The 24,321-nt window shown below is 34.2% G+C and carries 13 protein-coding genes; 7 read left to right on the forward strand and 6 right to left on the reverse strand.

Annotated elements, in window-relative coordinates:
* Positions 1 to 643: 643 nt before the first annotated feature.
* The 5 genes from F0000_RS00500 to F0000_RS00520 all read right to left on the reverse strand — a co-directional run bounded on the left by F0000_RS00500 (position 644) and on the right by F0000_RS00520 (position 10,937).
* Complete coding sequence (locus tag F0000_RS00500) at positions 644 to 3,346, reverse strand: M12 family metallo-peptidase (RefSeq protein WP_149622730.1); 2,703 nt, start codon at positions 3,344 to 3,346, stop codon at positions 644 to 646.
* Between the two features lie 408 nt (positions 3,347 to 3,754).
* Positions 3,755 to 5,200 carry an alpha-amylase gene (locus tag F0000_RS00505; protein WP_149622731.1) on the reverse strand — a complete coding sequence of 482 codons (1,446 nt, stop codon included), beginning with the start codon at positions 5,198 to 5,200 and terminating at the stop codon, positions 3,755 to 3,757.
* A 13-nt stretch (positions 5,201 to 5,213) separates the two neighbouring features.
* Positions 5,214 to 6,350, reverse strand: coding sequence for a SusE domain-containing protein (locus tag F0000_RS00510; RefSeq protein WP_149622732.1), 1,137 nt, complete (start codon positions 6,348 to 6,350; stop codon positions 5,214 to 5,216).
* A 29-nt stretch (positions 6,351 to 6,379) separates the two neighbouring features.
* Positions 6,380 to 8,002, reverse strand: coding sequence for a RagB/SusD family nutrient uptake outer membrane protein (locus F0000_RS00515; RefSeq protein ID WP_149622733.1), 1,623 nt, complete (start codon positions 8,000 to 8,002; stop codon positions 6,380 to 6,382).
* A gap of 10 nt (positions 8,003 to 8,012) precedes the next feature.
* Positions 8,013 to 10,937: a SusC/RagA family TonB-linked outer membrane protein gene (locus F0000_RS00520; protein WP_149622734.1), complete on the reverse strand. Its 2,925-nt coding sequence runs from the start codon at positions 10,935 to 10,937 to the stop codon at positions 8,013 to 8,015.
* A gap of 214 nt (positions 10,938 to 11,151) precedes the next feature.
* Here F0000_RS00520 and F0000_RS00525 point away from each other — a divergent pair, with 214 nt between their 5' ends.
* From F0000_RS00525 to F0000_RS00555, 7 genes are all read left to right on the forward strand, one after another.
* The gene (locus F0000_RS00525) at positions 11,152 to 12,174 is read left to right on the forward strand and encodes a LacI family DNA-binding transcriptional regulator (RefSeq protein WP_149622735.1); all 1,023 of its coding nucleotides are present in this window, start codon (positions 11,152 to 11,154) and stop codon (positions 12,172 to 12,174) included.
* Between the two features lie 132 nt (positions 12,175 to 12,306).
* A complete protein-coding gene (locus tag F0000_RS00530) occupies positions 12,307 to 13,677 on the forward strand; it encodes an MFS transporter (RefSeq protein ID WP_149622736.1) in 1,371 nt (456 codons plus the stop codon).
* 7 nt (positions 13,678 to 13,684) lie between these two features.
* The gene (gene pgmB / locus F0000_RS00535; protein ID WP_149622737.1) at positions 13,685 to 14,350 is read left to right on the forward strand and encodes a beta-phosphoglucomutase; all 666 of its coding nucleotides are present in this window, start codon (positions 13,685 to 13,687) and stop codon (positions 14,348 to 14,350) included.
* A gap of 256 nt (positions 14,351 to 14,606) precedes the next feature.
* Entirely contained in the window at positions 14,607 to 16,913 is a 2,307-nt protein-coding gene (locus tag F0000_RS00540; protein WP_149622738.1) for a glycoside hydrolase family 65 protein, read from the forward strand.
* 552 nt (positions 16,914 to 17,465) lie between these two features.
* Positions 17,466 to 19,331: a glycoside hydrolase family 13 protein gene (locus F0000_RS00545; protein ID WP_149622739.1), complete on the forward strand. Its 1,866-nt coding sequence runs from the start codon at positions 17,466 to 17,468 to the stop codon at positions 19,329 to 19,331.
* A gap of 19 nt (positions 19,332 to 19,350) precedes the next feature.
* Entirely contained in the window at positions 19,351 to 20,739 is a 1,389-nt protein-coding gene (locus tag F0000_RS00550; protein ID WP_149622740.1) for an alpha-amylase family glycosyl hydrolase, read from the forward strand.
* 233 nt (positions 20,740 to 20,972) lie between these two features.
* On the forward strand, positions 20,973 to 21,704 hold the full coding sequence (locus tag F0000_RS00555; protein WP_149622741.1) for a T9SS type A sorting domain-containing protein: 732 nt from the start codon (positions 20,973 to 20,975) through the stop codon (positions 21,702 to 21,704).
* A gap of 322 nt (positions 21,705 to 22,026) precedes the next feature.
* On the opposite strand, the gene F0000_RS00560 is transcribed toward F0000_RS00555, so the two are convergent.
* Positions 22,027 to 24,006 (reverse strand): T9SS type A sorting domain-containing protein, encoded by a 1,980-nt coding sequence (locus F0000_RS00560; protein ID WP_149622742.1) that lies wholly within the window; start codon positions 24,004 to 24,006, stop codon positions 22,027 to 22,029.
* Between the last annotated feature and the right edge of the window lie 315 nt (positions 24,007 to 24,321).

Raw genomic sequence — 24,321 nt, forward strand, 5'->3', positions numbered from 1 at the left:
GTTTTATATTAATGTAGTATCATATACTTTTGTTACCCATAAAAGAAGGTTTTTTTATCAAATGATAACATATTTATCGATGAATTAAATCGTGTAACCTTATAGATTAATATATATATCTTTGAAACTCTATTTTGCTTAATAATAGAGGCTTAAATGCTTTCCTCGAAATCTAAATGTTTTTTCAATAAATGCCTCGTAGGTTTATACCGAGGTAATGTACGTTAGCATTGAACTTATCTTGAGTACTGCTTTGATCTACAAAATTTACATGTTGCATGCTAATTTTGTTGGTTTTTTAACCGTAGCTATACTGAAAAAAACCTACTTCATTATAGTACAAAAGCTAAACTTTTCGGTTGAAAACCACTGCTCAAGATGAGTTCATTTTATGAATAAGTCATAAAATACAAAAAGGCTGTCTATATAATATAAGACAGCCTCTTTTTAAAATAGTATAGTAACCTGACTGGATTAATCCCAAGCGCTTCCGTTTGAAATTCTTACTAGAATTTTGTAACGAAAACAGGCGTTTTGAGTTTAAAACCTATTCTCGATACACTTTTCCTTAGTCAAAGCACTACCATTGACGGCTTTAATTCTCTATATGAATAATCGAAGTTCAGATTATAATAATATTAATCTACCTTTTAAGAACCTTAATTGGCAATTCGCTATTAATTTTTACAAAATATAAACTTCCTTGTAATCCTGATAGATCTATTTGTTCGATTGTACTTTTTACAATTGTTTTTTGTATTTCTCTACCCAAGTGATCCATAATAATGACAATGTCACCAATGCTGACTTGATCAATATTTAGTATACCTGTAGTAGGGTTTGGATATGCCATACTTTTACTTGTGATATCATCATCAAAAGAGCGAGTTCTAATAGTTTCAACATCAAAACGTTCAAAGCGACCTATATTTTCCCTATTACAATTCATAGGAGATCTACCATCTTCACTGCTGACATATAAGTTATTATTTCCTCTTAGGGTAATTTTACCTTGATTGATACCCCAGGTAAATTTTTCCCAGGCGCCAATTCTACTTCTATTACAATTCATGGGGCTATTTCCGTTTTCACTACTTACATACTTACCATTATTCCCTCTTAGTGCAATTTTTCCTTCTCCAGCGTCCACAACGGTAAACCTTTCCCAATCCCTAATGCTGTTTCTATTACAATTTATTGGTTTTGTACCATTTTCGCTACTTACATAGTTACCATTATTACCTTTAAGACTTATCTCAGAACCAATTGCTATGGTGTTAGCAGCATCTCGAAGTTTTTTCAATCTCAGTCGAGTTATTACCCAGTTCACATCCCTACCTCCCTGATCAGAAAACTCCAGAGATACTTTACCATCCCGTATTTCAACTTCGAATTTTTGGTTTAAAAATTGACCTGCGTTTGTCGAAAAATTGGTAACCTTAAACATTCCTTCGGCTTTAACAGCCATATTATCATGAGCAAAGTTTCTGTCACCAAAAGTCAATAGAACTTCCCATTCTCCGTTAGAAACATTTACTTCAAAAGTTCTGGCTTGTGAAGACCATACGAAATCTCTATTTAATGCATCTACAGAAGAAGAACCGCCTCTGTCTGTAGCATTTAATCTAGCAGTGTCAGTCCATCCGAAGTCACTGTTTTGTGTCGTATTAGTAACCCGTATTGCATTGTTGAATAACGGAGAATTTGAGGTTCCAAAATCAAATAGCAACTCTCTTGCATTAGGATCAACCCCGGGAACCTGAGTTACATATACTGCTCCAAAATCAGTTCCTCCTACAGTGTCAAAAACGGTATAATGAAAAAAGTCTCGATTAGAAATCCCAGAAGGCGGTGGTGTATAACGTATTTGGTTTCTGCCTCCGGGCCCTGTGCCCTGAGATAGACTTATTTGTCCTCCCTGAGAACTTATACCATCCAGCATTCTAACGTCTAGTACATTATTATTAGCATCATAGTCGTTTGCAATTACATCAATTAGTATAAAAGGCTGTGATGTTGATATCTCTGTCTCATCAAATACTCCAAACGGACGGATATTGGGACCGTTGGTAATCAAATCTCCGAAAGATCTTTTTTGGTTTTTGGTTTCCGTAACTTTTTTGGCTTCACTAGTTGACATTCTTCCTATGTTATGCCTTCCTCGTCCATCCATAATACTAATGAAATTATTGTCTCCTCCACTGCTATTGGTACCGTTGTTATTGCGAGGTCTTGCTTCATAGAAAAAACCAGAATTATTTACATGACGAAGCCCAAAGGAGTGGCCTAGTTCATGGGCAGCTGTTCCATTGGCCCAACTAGTAGCTCCATTGCCTCCCATGGTTGCATATCTATTACGAGAACCTATACTGTTCACATAAGCCAAACCAGAAGGTGCGGAAGCCACGTGATAAACAGCAATATCATGGGAGTTACCCACTTCTCCCGGGTTGTTATTCCAAAAATCCCTGAATGCCGCTAAACTGCTACTGGCATTTGAACTGGCTCCCGTTGCTGTGACAAGGTTTCTTAACGGATCTGTGTTCACGTTTGTACGAATAATAACCGTACCTAATCTAAAACGAACACCTGTAGAATGTAAAAATCTAGAATTTAGATTTCCTATTATAGATTGAGCAGATGCCTGAGCAGTTGCCAAATTTCCATTGTAAGCAGTACTTGAAAAAAAAGATCGAGATCCTATTTCTACACCTATTTCAAATTCTAATATGTCCATGACCGTAGTTGGGCGCAAGGTTGTTTTAGCCGTTATGTTTTTTGTTAGTCTACTTTTTTCAGAAGTTACAGACGAATTATTGGTTTCTTTAGTATCAATTTGAAGAGCTCCTTCAGTGTTTTTCAATATCTTAGGATTGTAGACACAACTATATTCAGTTATTTCCTTTATTTTGTAAATATTGTTAGTGCCTTGAGATGGAACTATTTCTAGAACGGGTTGATGAGGCCGATAGATACTAGCTATAAGTCCACGATCAGTAAGTACAGCACTTACATTATAGTCCATATGCTCATTTATAGTCCCTAAATAACTACGCTCCTGATCGATAGGTGTTTCGATCAATTTTCCTGTACCGTCATCAATTAAGAATTTAGTATTTTTACCAAACACATTAACTTTTTTTAAAACCATTGTTAAGGTTTCACCCGAATATTGGATAGGTATTGCTAGTTTATCTGGTAATCCTGATGGGATAGATTTTATTGAGATTTCAAGTTCTTGATCCAGATGTTTATGATTTTGCGCTACATTGATTTGTAAAAAAAGAAAGTTAAAAACCGCGAAGAGAGTCATCCTAAAAGATGATCTTAAAATATTAATTTTCATGCTCGTTATAGTTTAGCTGATTAATAATTAAATGTTATTAATAGCGTTTTTTTTTAGCTTAAACAACACGTTTTGATTTTTTTAACGGTTAATTCACATTAAATAGCGGTTTTTAACAAATAAGATGTTTTTATTCTGTATAATTGTGTGTTTTTTTAATGAAGTGATTTGAACCTTTTCCAATTTACAACAGGAAATGTTCTGTTTGATATAGAAGTAGTTTAAACTTTTTTGATTAAACTCATCTTGACTTTTTCTGTTTCCTTAAAAATAGTTGAAAATACACTTAAATTTTATAACTTCTTACAGCTGTGGTGCTGTTATAGTTTTCAAAAAGCGCCTTGTTAGATCTAATTTCAGTAAATTTTCAGTTTAAGACAACATGTCAAGATGAGTTCAAAAAAAAAACTATTCTTTAGCAATAGACCATACTGAGAAACTTTTGCCTGGAGCCTGAATAATAACTTTACCCTCATTATCCGCTGTTGGAGTTGCGGCAGAATTATCCGTATAATCAATTAAAGTTTTATTAGCCCAGTTTGAGGTAACTTCAAATTGCTTCGTTCTATTACTAATGTTCATATAAAGAATTAACCCTGGATTATCTCCGTTGCCATTTCTTTTCATAATATATTCGTCTTCAGAAGCAATAATTATTTCAATATCACCATCAGCAATGGTATTATATATGGTAATTAGTTTTTTAATAGGCTCTTTGAAGGACTCATTTTCATAATCAAGATAAAAAATAGTAGGATATCCATCATGAGTCAAAATATAAGAATATGCTAATAATTTGTTTGCGTAGCTGATTCTGTTATCTGGATTTTCATCTTTTTCGGTATCGTGATTTGCAGTAAACGTAACGGCATTGGCAGGATCAAGTTTTCTTAGCATATTTTCTGGAGTTCCCAATGCCGTAAGATCATTTGCTCTATCCAGCGTTTCATCTAACCTGTAAAAGCATGCAAAATCAAATGCTGGGATACCTGATGCATTTACCCAATCTTTGAGCACTTGTTGATTACCATCAAAATTTTCACCAACAGAAAATCCGCCTACCTTATCATTCCAGGCAGTAACAAATTTTGGATCAAAACTTTTTACATAATCAAAACGCCATCCATCAAAACCTAGGCTATTTTTGTAGAATTCTGCTACAGAATCATCTCTACCCCATAACCAATCCTGTACGTATTGTTGGTCATGACATAGATCTGTCTTTTCGAAAAATAAGGCTTCTTCATCATTGGTATGGATATCATTAGGATGAAAATGCTCATAAGAACGATTAAATTTACCAGAGGCATTTCCATTTAATTCGTTAAATAAGCTATACACTTCTGTATCTCCAGGTCTGAAAGGGTTATCCTGTTTACCGCCTCCAGAATTATGCCCCATAACAATATCAGCAATCACCTCAATGTTATTATCGTGAGATTTTTGTATTAGACTTTCGAGTTCAGCTCTGGAACCAAATCTGGTTTCTACAGTGCCGTGCTGATCAAATTCTCCAACATCAAAATAATCAGAAGGATCATACCCCATAGAGAATTCTCCAGAGGCGCCTTTACCTGGTGGAGCAAGCCAAATTCTATTTACTCCAGATGTTGCCCAGTCATCAATTTTGGAACGAACCTCATCATACCAAGCTCCTCTGGGTTCTACATCCCAATAAAATGCCTGCATCATCACTCCGGCATCTGCTTTCGTGAATTGTGAGAGATCCAATTTTAAATCCTCTACAGGTTCTTGCTGATTAGTAGAATCATCATCAGAACATCCTTGCAAACTAAAAGTTATAAATCCAAAGAGGAGGATAACCTGAATTGTTATATTTTTAATATTTTTCATTTCAATATATTGTTTAGTTAACAGGTATAAGGATAAAACGACCATCTAAGTCATTAAACCATATATCATAAGTTCCTGCTGTTACTATAATATTTGGATCATTATCATTGTTTCCCTGGCCAGATAGTCCAGGATTTCCACCCCAACTGTTTGCCCAGTCGTCATCAGCTCTTATTTTGAGTTCTCCATCAAATACTTCGGTTCCCTCCAGATACCAAATATGGGGATTAAAAGGAGATTGCATAAAATCTGTATCCGGTATAATACTTGCATCCCAACCAGAGTCATCTCCGGTTCTTGCAGATCCTATTAATCCCATTGTAGAATATACAATAGCAGCACTAGCATCAATAGGAGCTAATGAATATGTTAATGCATCAATATTAAGTTCTAAAGCGTAGTAACCTGCCGATGGGATCACAAATGCTCCAGGATCACCTCCCAGAATATCACTACTTGTAAACCCTCCTCCATCAAGTCCCCATTGAGGTTGCCATTGACCTTTAATCTCTAGTAGTTTAAATTCATTAGCTTCAAAATACCCCTGGAAATAAAAAATGTTTTCATCATTTGCATCCCTAAATAAATATGTATTTGTCGCACCATTATCCCAATCAGAATCATTAGCAACACCGTCTTTATTCGTGTCCACCGCATTCCCAACAAGAAATAAACTCTTAAGTGGAATTACTGCTGGATAAGGAGTTAGTGTCATAATAGTAACATCAGAAACCATTTCTACACCATTATTACTACCAATTGCTGACTTTACTCTTATTTCTAAAGAACCTTCTTCATCAGTGGGGAGTCCGGCGTTTATTGCTAAAGCATTAAGTTCTCCTACAGTCCAGCTAAAAAAGCGCTCGGGGGTGCTCCCTGCAACAAAAGGTGTACTAAATCCTGATCCGGCAGTTGCAGCTTCAATAGTATAGGTTATGGGAGTAGCTACATTATAGTTAGCATCTTCCCAAACTATGGTAACAGCTGGTTGATCAGCAGTATCTCTGCTCAACACTACGGATGCATTTGGAGATACAATTCTGGGTTCTGCAGCTTCTTGAGCTACAAATATGGGGTCTTCGTTTTCTTCACAAGCATTAAAAATCAAGATGCCTATGAATGCTAAAATTAAAACTGATATCTTTTTCATGAGTTCTATGAATTTGAATTTTTATTGTATTAATAACCAGGGTTTTGACCAAGGTTGGTGTTTGTTGCCCTGCTGGATTCAGGAACAGGAAACAGCTTGAAATTTTCTGAGATCGAAACACCATTTTGTGGACCTCCTTTGTAAGCCCAGTTATATGCGCCACCCGTATATAAACCAAATCTGATAAGGTCCTGTCTTCTATGGCTTTCCCAGTATAGCTCTCTGGATCTTTCATCAATTAAAAACTCTAATGTGAGCTCATCAGAAGTGATATTAGCAGAAGTATTACCAAAAGATCTTTCTCTTAGATCATTCACTAATCTTGTTGCAGTCATTATATCGCCACCACCACCACTTCTGAGGTGTGCCTCTGCATACATAAGATATACATCGGCTAATCTAAATAAAGGGAAATCCGTATCGGTAAAAGTGGCATCAGATCCTGGTACTCCTGTAGAGGTAAGGTTAGAATATTTAGTTATAATAAAACCGGTACTGTTATCACCTACATCATTTATTTCGATAGTACGATCTTGAGTAATTAAGGTATTTCTATCATCATTCTGGAATACTATATTCTCTACAAAAAGTTCTGCAAATTGTCTTCGTACTCTAAAAAGCCCTCCAAAACCACCAGGTTGTATTCCCAGAGATTCTCCATTTTGCTCAGGACCACCTACTTCTCCCTGAATGAGAATTGTGGTGCCTCCAAAATTTTGGGTATTCACTCCATCGTTAATAACCGGAAAGATGATTTCATTTTGAGCTCCATTTGTATTATTATCAGCCAGGAAATTATATAAATAATTTGGCGCCAAAGAGTATGCACTATTTATTAATTCTTCACAAACAGATACACAATCTGCATACCTGTCATTCCCAGTTCCTAAATATACTTCGGCATTTAAATAAATTTTTGCCAATATCATCTTGGCAACTCCTTTATTGACTCTTCCATAACTGTTGGCATCACCAGGATTGATATCCAAAAGATCACTATCTACTGCAATCAATTCATCTTCAATAAAAGTAAATAATTCGGGTCTCAAAATTTCTGGAGATTGAATAAAACCTACCGGGTCGTTTTCAGTTAAAAAAGGAGCTCTTCCAAACATATCCATTAAATGATAATACGCTAATGCTCTAAGTACTCTGGCCTCTGCTCTGAATGTATTAATTTGGTCTCTAGTACTCGTATTCACTCCGCGTTCATCCAGAACTCCCGGAGTTGTTTGTCTTAAAAATTCGTTGGCAAGTGCAACCTGAAAGGTGGCTCTGGCAAAAACACCAAGGATAAGAGGATTGTTTGCGCTCCAGGAATTTCTTTGTAGTTCTCTAATACCCGGATCATTTTCGAAAGTAAATATGACCTCATCCGTAGATAAATTCTGGAGATTGAAAAGCCCTCTCATATATTGTCCGGTTCCGGCATCAAGTCCTTGAATATTAGAAGTACCCGCGCCATCAAGCCCTGTTAATGATAGATTTGCATAGACTCCGGCTATCGCTTGTTTATAGGCATCAGGGTTTGCAAAAAAATCATCAGCCAAAAGTTCGTCATCATCTTCTAATTCTGTATCTAAATCTGCTTCACAAGCAGTAAATAGACCGATGAAGAGAAATGTGTATAAAAAAGTTTTATATAGTTTCATTTCTGTTTTTTTAGTAATTATAATTTATACCGAATAAGAAAGTACGCCCTCTTGGAAAAATAGTGTTGTCAATTCCATTATTCGTAATCTCTGGGTCTAATCCTGAGTAGTCTGTAATCACAAAAGCATTTTGAACTCCTCCCCAAATTCTTAAACTAGAGACTCCTTTCATTAGATCATTGAGAGTATACCCCAATGTGATGTTATCCATTCTTAAAAAGGAAGCATCTTCTACATAAAAATCCGAAAGAATTACATCTGGAGTATTCTCAAAATTGGTTTCTAATACAGAAGTTGGAATATTGTTCAGAACATTTCTGAATACATTGCCAGTTTGTGCTCTTCCTGAATTGACATTATTATAAATTTCATTTCCTAAACTAGCTCTCAGACTAAAACTAAAATCAAAGTTTTTGTAATTTAGATATGACTGGAATCCCATAGTAACATCAGGTGTGCTATTACCAGAAATATATCGATCATCCTGGTTAATAATTCCATCATCATTAAGATCTGTATACGCTCCTTCTACAGGGTTTCCATTGGTATCATATACCTGAGCAAACGTAAAAAATGAATTAGGAGCAAAACCTTGCCTTTGTATCTGTATATTATTTCCTGTGCCACCACCTATACCACCAACTAATAAATCCTGACCAAATGCAAGTCTTTCAATTTCCCGATCAATAAAAGTGACATTATAATTCAAATTCCAATTAAAATAGGAGCGTTTAACAATATCAGCAGAAATAGAAAATTCTAAACCTTCTGTAACAAATTTCCCTATATTCTGAAAGCCTTGATTAGAAAAATTAGCGCCATCTGCTATGGGAGCTAATGATAATAGATCGTCAGACTCTTTTCTGAAGATATCAATTGCTCCATTAATTCTGTTATTGAACAATCCATAATCCAATCCAATATTGATTTCTGAGATTTCTTCCCACTTGATATCTTCATTTCTAAATTGTGCTTGAGCAATCGTAATCGCTTCTCCTCCCAAAAGGTATTGCGAATTAGGGTTACCCAATCTATATCGTTCCAGAAAATCACCTGCAGCGGAGATATCTTGTTGCCCGGTTATACCATATCCTCCTCTTATTTTTAGATTGCTCAGTATACTTGAATCTTTTAAGAAATTTTCTTCGCTAATTTGCCAGGCGGCAGAGACGGATGGAAAATATCCAAATCTATTGTCTTCAGAAAATCTGGAAGTACCATCTCTTCTGATCGAACCTCCCAGGAAATATTTGTCTCTAAAATTTAAGTTAGTTCTCAAGAAATATGCAATTAAAACAACATCTTGATTAATAGTTCTTTCAGGGACATCAGTAGGTTTTCTTTGATCATTGGTTTCAAATTTTTCAAATTCAAATTTTTGATAAGAATAACCACCCGTGGCTTGGATATTAAGAGCTCCTATAGATTTGTTATACGCTAAATAAGTATCCAAAAGCTGATTTTTTGCTTCCAAATCAGTATCGGTTTTTACACCTAAGAACTCTCCTTGCGATGCATTAAAGCCAAGTGGGCTAGAGGTAGATCGTTCTAAAAAACGATCAGTCTCACTATTATCAAGGCCTACATTTAAAACAGCTCTTAACTCTGGGAGAAAATGAAATTTATAATCTATTTTAAAATTCCCATAAAGTCTTCGCACATTAGCGATATTTCGAGTATTCAAGAGTTGAGAAACAGGATTTAGAGGCACATTATTGGCGACAAAACCATTTTCTCCCAAAAACTCAAAAAAGCCTCCATAGGGAGAAGTGGGATCTGATATGGGTTGAGTTGGGTCAAAATTAATAGCTGTTCCTTCTATACCATCAGCAAATCTATTTTTTTCAAAATTTAAATTTGCATTCATATCAATTTTTAGATGTCCATCCAGTAATCTTGGATTCAGTGCCAGAGATGTTGTGGTTCTTTCGAATTTTGAAGTGAGTCTTAATCCTTCCTGATCTACGCGATTGACAGAAACTCTGGCAGGTAGTTCTTTAAGGAGTGAACCACTTACCGAAAGATTAAAGTTGGAAGAAAAGGCATCTCGATATATAGCATCTTGCCAATCTGTATTGGCAGTACCAAGCAAATCTGTTTGATCTGGAAAATTTTCACTCACAAAATCTCTAAACTCATCGGCAGAGAATACATCTACAAGGTTATTTACCGTAGTAATACTTGTCTGGGTGTCAAAGCTTATTTGTAGTTTTCGTTTTCCTTTTTTTGTGGTTATAATAATAACTCCGTTTGCACCTCTATTACCATAAATTGCAGCTGCAGAGGCATCTTTCAGGATTGAAAAAGATTCTATGTCATTAGGATTGATAGTAGATAGTATGGATCGAGCTCCATTGGCTAAATCTCTAGGGTCATTTAATGGCAATCCATCGACCACAATAAGGGGGTCATTTGATGCATTAAGGGAGGCACCACCTCTAATTCTTATTTCAGAGTTAGCTGCCGGAGAACCACCAGTATTTATTGTAACACCAGCAACTCTACCGTTAAATAAATTTTCTGGTGTTACATTATTTCCGGTATTAAAGTCTTCAGCCGTAACCGTACTGACCGAGCCTGTGAGATCTTTTTTTCTGGCGGCTCCATATCCAATAACAACTACTTGTTCTAATGTTGCAGTGTCTTGTTGTAAAGCTATATCTATTCTGTCATTTTCAGAATAGGTCACTTCCTGAATCAAGAAACCAACATAAGAAAAAAGAATGATATCCCCATTTGTAATCCCATTTAGAGTATAATTACCATCAAAATCAGACGAAGCTCCATTCGTAGTTCCCTTTACAAGTATGTTCACACCAGGAATTGGTTGACCATTTTCAGCATCAGTAACAGTTCCCCTAACTGTTGTCTGCGCAAAAAAGCTCATTGGTATCAACCACGATAAAAACAATGCACTTTTTGTAAATGTTTTCATATAAATTTTATTAGTTTTTAAATGTTTTAAGCCCTATATTTTCACTTTCTGGTAGCCAATGTATATAAAAATTTCAGCGACTGTGTAGCCGTAACCTTACTCAAACGTTTGCGTGTGGATAACTTTTAAAATTATGTTAAAATTTTAAGGGTAATTGTGAGTATATGATATATTTTGGCTCTAAAATTTAGTTTTTAATAAAAATTCAAGGGAAATGAAGCAAAAAGTTACATTAAAACTAATAGCAAAAGAATTGGATGTGTCAATTTCTACCGTATCAAAAGCACTAAAAGATAGTGCAGAAATAAGTATGGATACCCGACAAAAGGTAAAAGCGTTCGCTAAGTTGTATAACTATAAGCCCAATAATATTGCACTGAGTTTAAAAAACAGAAAAACCAAGACGATAGGAATCATTATTCCTGAGATTGTTCATCATTTTTTTACTACTGTCATAGGAGGTGTAGAGAAAGTTGCAAACGAAAAAGGGTATAATGTGATCATATGTTCTTCTAATAATTCTTTTGATAAGGAAGTGATTAATTTAGAAATGCTGGCAAGTGGCAGTGCAGATGGATTTATATTATCTGTAGCAAAAGAAACGCAACAAAAAAGGGATTATCATCATATAGAAGAAACTATGAGTCAAGGAATGCCGGTAGTTCTTTTTGATAGAATTATTGATGAACTTGTGTGTGATAAGGTAATCATCGATGATGGAAAAGGAGCTCAGGTAGCTACAAATCATTTGTTATCATTAGGTTGTAAAAAGATAGCGATTCTCACTACAGTAGATTATATCAGTGTAGGAAAACTAAGGACTAATGGATACCTGAGAGCACTACGTGTCTATGATATTCCATTTAGAGATGATTATATTCTGAAAATAGAAGATGTTGATAATTGTGAAACAGAAATATCTGATTTCCTGGAAAATAAAGATATAGATGCAATTTTTGCAGTGAACGAGCTGTTTGCTGTTACTGCGGCCAAAATTTTAGATAAGCAGGGTAAAAAAATACCAAATGACGTGGCCATTGTCGGCTTTACAGATGGTATTTTATCAAAACACTTTATACCAAGCTTGACAACTGTAAGCCAACATGGAGAAGAAATGGGAATCCGCTCAGCCAGACTTCTTATTGATAAATTAGAAGCAGATGATAATGTTCCCGAAGAATATAAGACTGTGATCATAGATACAAGCCTTATACAGCGGGAGTCTACAAAAAAATAATAAGGTAACCGTATTTATTAAAAAATAAAATAATATATTTGAAACCTATCAGAGCTTATATTTTCACTTTCTACATAAAATAAGTTTTGATAAGTGTATGCGCTTATCAAGTAATAATCAAATATTTACTTAATGAACAAGCGTAAATTAAGTTTCTGGGAAATATGGAACATGAGTTTCGGTTTTCTGGGGATACAATTTGGATTTGCCTTACAAGGTGGATTCATGTCTAGAATATTTCAGACTTTAGGAGCAGAAATTGAAGATATCCCTATAATGTGGATTGCAGCACCCCTAACCGGGCTGTTGGTACAACCGATAATTGGATATCTTAGTGATAGAACCTGGAGTACCAGATGGGGTAGGAGAAGACCTTACTTTTTGATCGGTGCCATTTTAAGTTCTATTGCGTTGTTTTTTGTTCCCTACTCTTCTGCACTATGGATGGCTGCTGGTTTCTTGTGGATTCTGGATGCTTCAATTAATATTTCTATGGAGCCATTTAGAGCATTGGTAGCAGATAAATTACCAGATTCTCAGCGTTCCTATGGTTTTGTTGTTCAAACGCTGATTATTGGTATTGGAACCTTTGTAGCAAGTAATCTACCCTGGATGGTTTCGCAATTAGGAGTTAGTAATGCAGCTCCTGTTGGCGTTGTTCCCATGTCTGTAAAGGTAGCTTTTGCAATTGGGGCTTTTGTTTTTTTTGCTAGTATTATTTACACAATATTTACTACTACAGAATATCCGCCAGAGGATATGGAAGAATTTAAAAAGGAGAAGGAAAAGAAGCATAGTTTTATCTCAGATATTATTGGTAACATTGGTAGTATGCCTGTAACCATGAAAAAACTAGGGCTCATTCAATTTTTCAGTTGGTTTGCATTTTTTACCATGTGGGGTTTGACAAATCCAGCACTTACAGAACATGTTTTTAAAACACCTGCACCTATTGAGTCCAATTATAATATGAACGAAGCTGCATCAGCTAAGGAGTTTCAAATAGCAAATACAGCTTTTCAGAAATCATCAAATGAAGTAGGAAGCTATATGGGAATTTATGGATTATCTTCGATGGCTTTTGCTTTAATCCTTGCATTTTATACTTCTAAAAGAAGCATTAATAGAAAATGGATTCATTTGTGTTCCCTGATTTTGGGAGGTATAGGTTTTATTTCTATGTATTTTATTCCATCTCCCGTTTGGTTACTCTTTTCTTTTACATTAATTGGTATTGCCTGGGGTAGTATTTTATCGATGCCGTATGCCATGTTATCCAGTTCTGTGGATCCCAAAAAAATGGGAGTCATCATGGGAATTTTTAATATGTTTATTGTAATCCCTCAGGTAATTGCAGCGCTGGGAGGGATTAATTTTACGTACAAACTTCTTGGAGAAGAAACCATTAACGCAATGATAATAGCAGGAATTAGCTTGGTTATAGCAGGTTTGTGTACCTTGTTTATTACTAACAAAAACGCTATTAGTTATAACTCAAAATAATTTTAGTATGATAGAAAAAGCATTCATATTTGACCTGGACGGTGTAATAGTAGATACCGCAAAATATCATTTTTTAGCTTGGAAAAGTCTAGCTACTGCGCTCGAGATACCTTTCTCTTCTGAACAAAATGAACAGTTAAAGGGAGTTAGTAGAATACGATCTCTTGAGAAAATTTTGAAATGGGGAAATAAAACCATTTCAGAAGAAAAATTTACAAGACTAATGTTTGAGAAGAATGAAGAATATCTTAATTACATTGCTACTATGGATGACAAAGAAATTCTTCCAGATGTCCCTAGGGTTTTAGCGTATTTAATAAAAAAACAGAAAGCAATTGCTTTAGGCTCTGCCAGCAAGAATGCCAGAATAATATTAGAAAAAGTAAAGTTAATAGATAATTTTCAGGTGATTGTAGATGGAACTGATGTATCAAAAGCAAAACCAGATCCAGAAGTATTTCTTATTGGAGCAAAAAAACTAGGAGTTGATCCTGAGAATTGTATCGTTTTTGAGGATTCTATAGCTGGGATAGAGGCAGCTAATAATGCGCGCATGATAAGTATTGGTATTGGCGACGCAGGCATACTTCATGAGGCAGATTATGTGTTTAAGGATTTTACAGAAATCACAGAAGAGTTTATAAATATGCTGTTTATAACAGAAAAAGTATAATATACTAGACTGATCAAAATAGTAAAGTTTTTCCGCTTTATTGTTGTATGATCAATACTAACTTTATATCGAATCAATAGTAACGTAAGCTATAAAAAAAATGAATTAGCTTTTATAAGCTGAAAGGCTAAATTTTTTTAGATCATGCTGAATATTGTTACGTTTTAGATTGAACTATTCATTGGATATACAATAAATTGGATACTGCATTTTAGAATTGAATTGGTATAACAACTAAAAAAATAAAAGAGAATAGATGAACCAGGATTATATAAAACCAGATAACTGGTCAATAATAGAAGAAGGATTTGATGTAGAACGCGTTAAATCCTCAGAGAGCCTTTTTAGTATTGGTAATGGTGCTATGGGACAACGGGCTAATTTTGAAGAAACATATTCAGGACCAACTTTTCAGGGGAGTTATATTGCAGGAGTATATTATCCTGATAAAACGCGTGTTGGCTGGTGGAAAAATGGGTATCCCGAGTATTTTGCCAAAGTATTAAATGCTCCCAATTGGATAGGGATTAATGTAGAGATTGATGGAGAAAAATTAGACTTGTATCGATGTAAGTCGGTGTCTGATTTCCGAAGAGAATTAAATATGAAAGAAGGTTGGTATGAACGTTCTTTTAAGGCAGTGTTACAAAATGGAGTCGAAGTAGCTGTGATATCAAAACGGTTTCTAAGCTTAGATCTGGATGAGATAGGTGCTATTAAATATCAGGTAACTCCTTTGAATAGAAATGTTACCATTAAATATACCCCATATCTTGATGCAGGTATCACTAATGAAGATACAAACTGGGATGATAAGTTCTGGGATACGTATGAGGTATCACATAAAGGGAATACTGCTTATATTTTGTCCAAAACTATGAAGACAGATTTTCAGGTATGTACAGGAATGTATGCTAAATTGTTTATTGATGGTGAGCAATTAGATACCTTGCCTAAGGCAGTATCTACTGCGACATATGCAGGACTTGATTATAAGATAGAAGTATCCAAGGGAAGTGTGGCTGCCATTCATAAATTTGGTGGGTATACAGTATGCCTGAATCATAAGAAAGATACTATTGCTTCAATGAATACAACGATATTGAAACAAGCTTCAGAATCTGGTTTTGAAGCTTTGTTAGCACTTCAGAAACAGGCTTGGTCAAAAATATGGGAGATGGCAGACATTTCTATAGATGGAGATGTAAAAGCGCAACAGGGAATTCGTTTTAATATATTTCAGCTTAATCAGACCTATCTGGGTAAAGATGCTCGATTAAATATAGGCCCAAAAGGGTTTACAGGAGAGAAATATGGAGGAAGTACCTACTGGGATACAGAAGCTTACTGTATTCCATTTTACATGGCGACAAAGAACCAGAAAGTAGCACGTAGTTTATTAGTATATCGGTATAATCATTTGGAAAAAGCCATAGAAAATGCAAAAAAACTCGGGTTTACGAATGGTGCTGCTTTATATCCAATGGTCACAATGAATGGGGAAGAGTGCCATAATGAATGGGAAATTACCTTTGAAGAAATCCACCGTAATGGGGCGATGACATTTGCAATCTATAACTATATAAGATATACAGGAGATTATAGCTATATTCCTGAAATGGGATTAGAAGTGATGATCGCTATTGCACGCTTTTGGCATCAGCGAGCAACATTCTCTACAGCTAAAGATAAGTATGTAATCTTAGGCGTTACAGGACCTAATGAATATGAAAATAATATTAATAACAACTGGTATACAAATTATTTAGCAAAATGGTGCATCACTTTTTGTATCGAAAATATAGAAAAAGTAAAAAGAGAATATACAACTGATTATGATAGGATTATTCATGAAACGAGTCTCGGGCAAGAGGAAATAGACGCTATGCTGGAGGTGGCAGAAGAAATGTATTTTCCGTACTCAGAAAAGTATCAGGTATTTCTACAACAAGATGGGTTTTTAGATAAAGAATTGATAAGTGTTGCAGATTTGGATGCATCACAACGCCCAATTAATCAAAAATGGAGTTGGGACAGAATTTTAAGGTCACCATATATCAAACAAGCAGATATATTACAAGGCTTTTATATGTTTGAAGATCATTTTACTAAAGAAGAATTAGAACGTCATTTTGATTTTTATGAACCCTTTACCGTTCATGAATCTTCTCTTTCTCCTTGCGTTCATAGCATCCAGGCAGCAGTTTTGGATAGAATGGATCAGGCATATGCGTTCTACCTTAGAACATCAAGATTAGATTTGGATGACTATAATAAAGAAGTAGAAGAAGGCTTGCATATCACAAGTATGGCAGGTACCTGGATGAGTATTGTAGAAGGTTTTGGAGGATTAAGAATTAAAAATGATACCCTATCATTTACTCCTAAAATTCCTAAAGAATGGAAAGGCTATACTTTTAATGTTAATTTTAGAGGAAACATACTCAACGTGAATGTTTCTCAAAAAGGAACTTCTTTTAATCTGGAAGGTGAACGGGAATTATTAATATATGTTGATGATAAAGATGTTACTATTTCTCCTAATAGCCTGATAACAGTGTAGAAATATGTTTTTTTAAAGAAATGATTGCTGAAAAACTTTAGAATAAACATTGATTTTTGGCAACATATAAATGTCAATACTAATTTACTAATTTAAGTTTCGATTATTTATACATAAGATTTAAAAACCGTCTGTTTGGGTACATTTATGAGAGAAAAGTGTACAGAGAATAGGTTTTTATGCCATTTTTTGGTTTTAAAATACTCAAATAAGTAGCAACTATTTTTTGTCTAAACGAAAAGAGCAAATTTGAATGAGTAATTTTAAAATCAGAAAAGATGTTATACGATTTGTGATTAAAAAATTCGTATAAATTCATTGAATTATTTTTTCTTTATGCAAGGCAAAAAAATCAAGCATAGCTATAGCTACGGTTTATTTTTTAAACGAAGTAGAAAGGAAAAAGAAACGATGAATATGCGAAATTTTTAGTTATAAATCGTATTATACCCATAAATGCTCATTTTGGATACAAAATTCCTATCAGAATTTTATTTAAACCTACGCATCTGGAATTAATCGAACTTATATTAATATATCAAAATTAATTATATGAAAAGTAATTTAATGATGCTACTTTTTGGATGGCTAGCATCAATAAGCTATGGACAAATAGAAAGGATAGAACCTCCTTTTTGGTGGACAGATATGCATTCTAATACACTGCAAGTAATGTGTTATGGTCCTGAAATTGCCAAATATGAAGTGGCAATAGAAGGGATCACTAGTATAGATATTACAAGAACAGAAAATGATAATTATCTATTTATAAAAATAGATACAAAAGATATTAAACCAGGCGTATTTTCTATTAATTTCAAAGAAGATGATAAAATCGTATTTTCTAAACCTTATGAATTTAGATCCAGAAGGGAGAATTCATCGCTAAGAAAGGGTTTTGACAGCAGTGATGTTATGTATCTGATTATGCCTGATCGTTTCTCAAATGGCGATATCCATAACGATAGTCATAAAGAGACCATAGAAAAAGTGAATCGATCTAATCCAGGAGGGCGTCACGGAGGTGATATCCAGGGAATTATTAATCACTTGGAGTACCTTAAAGATTTAGGAGTTACTGCCGTTTGGAGTACACCTTTGCTGGAAGATAATGAGCCAACATATTCGTACCACACATATGCTCAGAGTGACTTATATAAAATTGATCCCCGATATGGGACTAATGAGGACTATAAGAGACTAGCCTCAGAAATGCATAAATTGGATATGAAACTGATAATGGATTATGTAACAAATCATTGGGGATCTCAGCACTGGATGATCAAAGATGTACCGGCAAAAGACTGGATTCATCAATGGCCAGAAGGTTTTAAGCGGAGCAATTATCGTATGACTACTCAATTTGATACCCACGCATCAAAAATTGATCGCAAAGGTTGTATGAATGGGTGGTTTGATACTACCATGCCTGATATGAATCAAAGCAACTCATTGGTACTTAATTATATAATTCAAAATGCAATCTGGTGGATAGAATACGCTGATCTGGATGGCTTTAGAGTAGATACATATTCTTACAATGATAAGCATGGAATTGCTGCCTGGACAAAAGCAATTATGGATGAATATCCTGATTTTAATATTGTCGGAGAGGTCTGGATGCACGATCAGTCACAAATATCATATTGGCAAAAAGATAGTAAAATAGGAGCTATTGATACTTATAATTCATATTTGCCATCTGTCATGGATTTTACCTTACATGATGCGATAATGGTTATGTTTAATGAGGATGAGGACTCCTGGGATAAAGGGATGATTAGGGCATATGATAATTTTACACATGATTTTTTATACGCCAATACAAATAACATATTGCTTTTTGCAGGAAATCACGATACCAATAGAATTAATGAGGTCTATCAGAGTGATATCAATAAATATAAGATGGTGATGACACTTATTTTTACTACTCGGGGTATTCCTCAAATCTATTATGGCGATGAAATAGGAATGCTAGGTAATCGTGATAAAAAAGACGATGGAGATATCAGAAAAGATTTTCCTGGTGGATGGTCTGATGATAAAAGAAGTGCATTTTTAGGAGCAAGTGTTTCTGCAAAAACTGGAGGTAGGACGAATGATGAAGAAGCATATCATAGTTTTACCAAAAAAGTATTGCATTGGAGAAAAAACAATGAGGCAATTCACAAAGGGGAATTGCTACAATACATTCCTGTTAATAATGTCTATGTTTATTTTAGGCATACAGAAAAAGAAAGTGTTATGGTGATTATCAACAATGGTAATGAATCTCAGGAAATAGATATTACCCGTTTCAAGGAAGGTATTAAGCAGTTTGTAAAAGGGAAAGATATTATTACAGATACTACCATAGATATGACAGAGAACATTACTATCCTGTCAAAAACTTCTATGATTATAGAATTACATTAAATTAGAATTATTGAATACTATGAAGAAAATATTTTTATGCTTTGCATTCACAGGCATCGTATGGTCTTGTGGAAATATAAAAAAAGAAGAAGCAACGACAGAGGTCAAAACCAACATTGAGGAGAAGACAAATCAAGAATTACCTCCAGTCAGTGAGGATATGATGGAAAATGCTGTGATATATGAAGCAAATATAAGGCAATACTCTGAAGAAGGTTCTTTCAGTGCATTTACCAAAGATATTCCAGTTTTAAAAAAATTAGGGGTAAAAATACTTTGGGTAATGCCTATTTATCCGATTTCTACCACTAAAAGTAAGGGGACTTTAGGAAGCTATTATGCAATTTCTGATTATACAAAAGTAAACCCTGAATTTGGGACAATAGAAGATTTTAGAGCACTCATAAAGACAGCTCATGAACATGGAATTTATGTGATTTTGGATTGGGTAGCAAATCATACCGGATGGGATCATGGGTGGTTAAAAGAACATCCTGGTTATTATACTAAAAATGATAAAGGAGATATCACACATACAGTGGGGACAGATTGGACAGATGTTGCAGATCTTAATTATGATAACCAGGAAATGAGAAAAGATATGTTGGATGCCATGAAGTACTGGATCAAAGAGGAAGGAGTAGATGGGTATCGATGTGATGTTGCAGGAATGGTTCCGGTTGATTTTTGGAATACCGCAGTAGAAGAATTGAAAAAAATAAAACCAGTATTTATGTTGGCAGAAGGTTGGGAACCAGCATTGCTAAAAAAAGCTTTTGATATGGGGTATGGGTGGGATACACATCATGTAATGAATCATATTGCCAAAGGAGAAAATACGGTAGCAGCCTGGGATAAGAGAATGGTACAGGTAGATACTATGTACGCTACTGATGATATATTAATGAATTTCACCTCTAATCACGATGAAAACTCTTGGAATGGTACTGTTCAGGAAAGAATGGGAGATGCCAAAGAGATGTTTGCCGCATTATCCTATCTGAGCCCGGGAATGCCATTGATTTATTCCGGGCAGGAATATGATATGGATAAACGTTTACTTTTCTTTGAAAAAGACACGATCATAAAAAAGAAAGGAGTATTTTTTTCTTTATATGAAAAACTAGGAAAACTTAAAAATGAAAACCCGGCATTACACGGAGGTAAAAATGCAGCAGCATATACACGTATTAAAACTTCTCAGGATGAAAAAATAGTAGCATTTCTAAGAGAAAAAGAAGGAAATAAAATACTATTTGTTGCTAATATGACAAAAGAATCAGTAAAATTTACGGCAGAATATGAAGGCAAATTCAGAGACTATCTTTCTGGAGAATATATTAAAGGGTTAAGGGATCAAGAATGTATACTTGATCCATGGCAGTACTTAATTTTGATTGAAGAATAGAAACCATTTATGGATTTATGTAAGAGTGGCTTATGTATATAAGCTGCTTTTTTTTAGAAATCTCCAATTTATCAGGCATGGATGGTATGTGAAAAACATATTTTTAAACAGGGAAATATCTCTATTTTTTACGGGTAAATCGCATCTGAGTATCTAGGTTTTTTAGTACATTAGAGATATATTTTTTTTTGTATAAGTAATTGAAAATTAATGTATTTTAAAACCAGGTAAATATGAATTCTCTTAAAACTTTTTTGTCGATTTTTTTTATTGCTTTTAGTATAATTATATCAAATGCTCAAGTAAAAATAGGTCAGGGGGTGACCTCTCCAGAAGATTGGATTAATTATAATACTACAGGTATCTATGTCGATGTAGATACAAAGTCTTGTGGATTTACGACAACACCACATTACCTGATAACATTAGAATCGGTCACTAATAAGGGGAGTCATTGGTATATATCCGGTGTTCCATCTCTATATAATGTAACACCTACAGGGTTTAGAGTATATATAAGATGGACAGATGCTCCTTCTGACCTTCCTACTGTTGGACCTTATCCTAATCCATTAAGAGCTAGTACTGCAAAGGATAGAGATTGGGTAATACGATGGACTGGTATAGAAATGAGGGATTGTAACCCATCTAGGGAAACATTAAGGACGGTAAACCAAATATTCTCAGGACCTAATGGACCCGAAGGTGATATAACATCTAAAGATATAGAATCAGAAACGTCTACTGTAAATAACCTAAAAATATACCCTAATCCTAGTCAGGATAGATTGATTATACAATATTCAGGTGCTGTTGAAAAAAGTGAAATATATGATTTAAACTCCAGGTTACTCAACGTTTCTAAAACAAACTCGATTGATATCAAAAAATTACCGAAGGGAAATTACCTTGTAAAAATTTATGATATTGATGGCACCATAATTACCAAGCAGTTTATGAAATAACTTAAAGAATTCATCTTGATTTTTCTATTTCCTAAAAAATGGCTAAAATTATTCGTCCATAGTCGTCACTTTTTTGGTTTGTAGACGAAAAAAAGTGCCTTATCTGGTAAAATTTCAACTCATTTTCAGTTAAAAATAAAAAGCCAAGATGAGCTCAAATAGTGATTCTCGATAATTTTTCACGAAGAATATAACTTTTAATACACTTTCAGAAATAAGATATCTATTCTTATTTCTGAAAGTTATTTTTTTAATTTTAAATATTCCCCAAAATAGATTTACTTACGATTATTCCTAAAAAGGAAAATGTGAGTACTTAGATCTATTGCTTTACTAATTGAGATTTGTATTTTCCTAAGACGGATACAATATAAACTCCTGGATTTATTTTACTAATATCAATAGTTTGCTGACTGTCTTTGCTTTTAACCTTTTGTTCTATTACTTTTTTACCAGTAATGTCATAAATAGATATGATATCATTCAATACAACCTTATTTATTAGTAGAGTATTTTGTGCAGGGTTAGGATAGGTAGTAATATCCGAACCTGTATCATTAGCTCTGGAATTTTCAATAGGTCTAATTGCCCATTTTTGATTATTGTTACTAGGATTAAATGACCATAACTGGACATCAGCATTGATTTGTCCATTTTTTATATCCAAACCTCTATGGAGGCAGTAATCTGGCTTAATAGCATATATGCCTTCGCTATTTTGTTCTATCTTCCATCGTAGTGCATTCGCTGTCGTATGCGCCATAGATCCATTATTACAGGCATTATTTACAATGCGTAAATAACGTTTTGTTCCTACATTTTTGATTGTATAAAAGTTATTACCCTTGTGCTCAAAACTCCATTGTTGATCCTTAAATTTTTTTGCATTGTACATTTTTACCTTATGATCATTCCAGGAGGGAGCGATTAAATTTTGACTGGTTTTACTGGAAACGATATTATAAATACCATCAGGTATAAGTTGGGAGTTTGGAGGTGGAGGAGGATTGTTTCCAAATTCAAATGCCCCTACGTCAATGGATGAATCTCTTACATTACCGTCAAAATCTAAATTTGGAGCATTCATTCTTGTACCTGCGTCGATAGCTGGTGAATTCGGCTTTAATCTAAAATTACCATCATCAGCATTTATAAATAGTGGGTTTACGCCAACCAAATTGTTTGAAGCAGTTCTTCTTCCATGTTGAAGTTTTAAATCACCATTTTTATTTTTGTAAAGAAGATTATTTCTAAAAACCATATTGTAAGATCTTGGAAAACTTAATAAAATCCCAAAACGGTTATTGTTATAGCAAGTGTTATTAGATATTCGTACGTCACGTATGACACCATTTCCAGCAGGGTGATCATATACCATTAATCCGTCTTCAGTGTTATTATAAAAAACATTATTGTAAATGTCTATGTCAAAAATATCTCCTTTACCTTCTGTCATTAATGCCATTCCCTGTCCTACACAATTTCTAACAATGTTATTAAAGACCTTAATTTTTTTTGCAAAGGGTTTAGAGAAATTTAAAATGCCAGCAGCATCAATATAAATACCTCTTCTGGTTAAATCGTGTAAATAGTTATCGGATATAACACCATTTTGTACTCCTAATTTTACATCAATTCCTTCTCCACCATTTATAGGGTCTCCGCCATTAAAAATTTCATTTCCAGAAATCACAAATCCGTTAACACCATTTGATAATGTAATACATTCATTGTATCCTCCATTACAAGCTTTTTCTACCTTGTTATTTAGGATTTTCAAATCTCTAATGTTATTAAAATCTCCGGGATTAGACCTCCATGGTACTCCCCATGCAGAAATTCCTGAAGCTAATGTATTAAACGTATGATTATTTTTGATAATAATATCTGATGCAGGTCCTTCTACATAAATTCCTTCACCACGACCATTTCCCTGGACGTTTTGTATTCTTAAACCAGAAATCTCTATATGACTACTTTTTAATATGAGGAGAGAATTACCGTCAATAATTGCTTTATGTTCATCTCCTCGAAATGCTTTGAATACAATTTTCTTTGCGCTGGTTCCGCTTCGTTTAATTGTTGTTTTATTCCTATAGATTCCTCTTTTAATAAAGACAATGTCACCTGGATTAACAATATTTGCGGCTTTTTGAATTGTTTTGAATGGTCGAATTGCTGTTCCTGGATTTTGGTCAGATCCATTTGGTGAGACATAATAATTTTTGGCGAATAATACTGGGGAGAATCCCAAAATCAGAAGAATTAGTAATAATCTCTTGGTGTTTTTTTTAATTTTCATTTTTGTGAGTTTGTTGGTAGTTTGGGTTAAAAGTTTAGTTTTTGGGTATTATAATTTTGATATAATAAGATTTAAATTTAGTAAAAATTTATTCTTGTCTTTTTAGTAATATAGGATAGTAATATGTTTAACTAGTATTCGTATGTCTTTTGGTAGAGTTCGTTTTTTTAAATGTTTTTTTTTGGGGTAAAATCCCGTATTTTTTGATTTTATTCGTGGCAAAATTATCATGAAAAATCTAATATTTTACTATGAATGTAATGATCATTTTGTTTGCAATACGAATTGCTGTGAAAAAAAATTTTAGGAGGTCAA

It is taken from the genome of Aquimarina sp. RZ0, from assembly GCF_008370685.1.
GTDB lineage: Bacteria > Bacteroidota > Bacteroidia > Flavobacteriales > Flavobacteriaceae > Aquimarina.

What these genes read in the sequence shown, in the direction of transcription:
- F0000_RS00500 (WP_149622730.1), bottom strand. Translation starts at nt 3,346, where the DNA reads ATGAAAATTAATATTTTAAGATCATCTTTTAGGATGACTCTCTTCGCG.
- F0000_RS00505 (WP_149622731.1), bottom strand. Translation starts at nt 5,200, where the DNA reads ATGAAAAATATTAAAAATATAACAATTCAGGTTATCCTCCTCTTTGGA.
- F0000_RS00510 (WP_149622732.1), bottom strand. Translation starts at nt 6,350, where the DNA reads ATGAAAAAGATATCAGTTTTAATTTTAGCATTCATAGGCATCTTGATT.
- F0000_RS00515 (WP_149622733.1), bottom strand. Translation starts at nt 8,002, where the DNA reads ATGAAACTATATAAAACTTTTTTATACACATTTCTCTTCATCGGTCTA.
- F0000_RS00520 (WP_149622734.1), bottom strand. Translation starts at nt 10,937, where the DNA reads ATGAAAACATTTACAAAAAGTGCATTGTTTTTATCGTGGTTGATACCA.
- F0000_RS00525 (WP_149622735.1), top strand. Translation starts at nt 11,152, where the DNA reads ATGAAGCAAAAAGTTACATTAAAACTAATAGCAAAAGAATTGGATGTG.
- F0000_RS00530 (WP_149622736.1), top strand. Translation starts at nt 12,307, where the DNA reads ATGAACAAGCGTAAATTAAGTTTCTGGGAAATATGGAACATGAGTTTC.
- pgmB (WP_149622737.1), top strand. Translation starts at nt 13,685, where the DNA reads ATGATAGAAAAAGCATTCATATTTGACCTGGACGGTGTAATAGTAGAT.
- F0000_RS00540 (WP_149622738.1), top strand. Translation starts at nt 14,607, where the DNA reads ATGAACCAGGATTATATAAAACCAGATAACTGGTCAATAATAGAAGAA.
- F0000_RS00545 (WP_149622739.1), top strand. Translation starts at nt 17,466, where the DNA reads ATGAAAAGTAATTTAATGATGCTACTTTTTGGATGGCTAGCATCAATA.
- F0000_RS00550 (WP_149622740.1), top strand. Translation starts at nt 19,351, where the DNA reads ATGAAGAAAATATTTTTATGCTTTGCATTCACAGGCATCGTATGGTCT.
- F0000_RS00555 (WP_149622741.1), top strand. Translation starts at nt 20,973, where the DNA reads ATGAATTCTCTTAAAACTTTTTTGTCGATTTTTTTTATTGCTTTTAGT.
- F0000_RS00560 (WP_149622742.1), bottom strand. Translation starts at nt 24,006, where the DNA reads ATGAAAATTAAAAAAAACACCAAGAGATTATTACTAATTCTTCTGATT.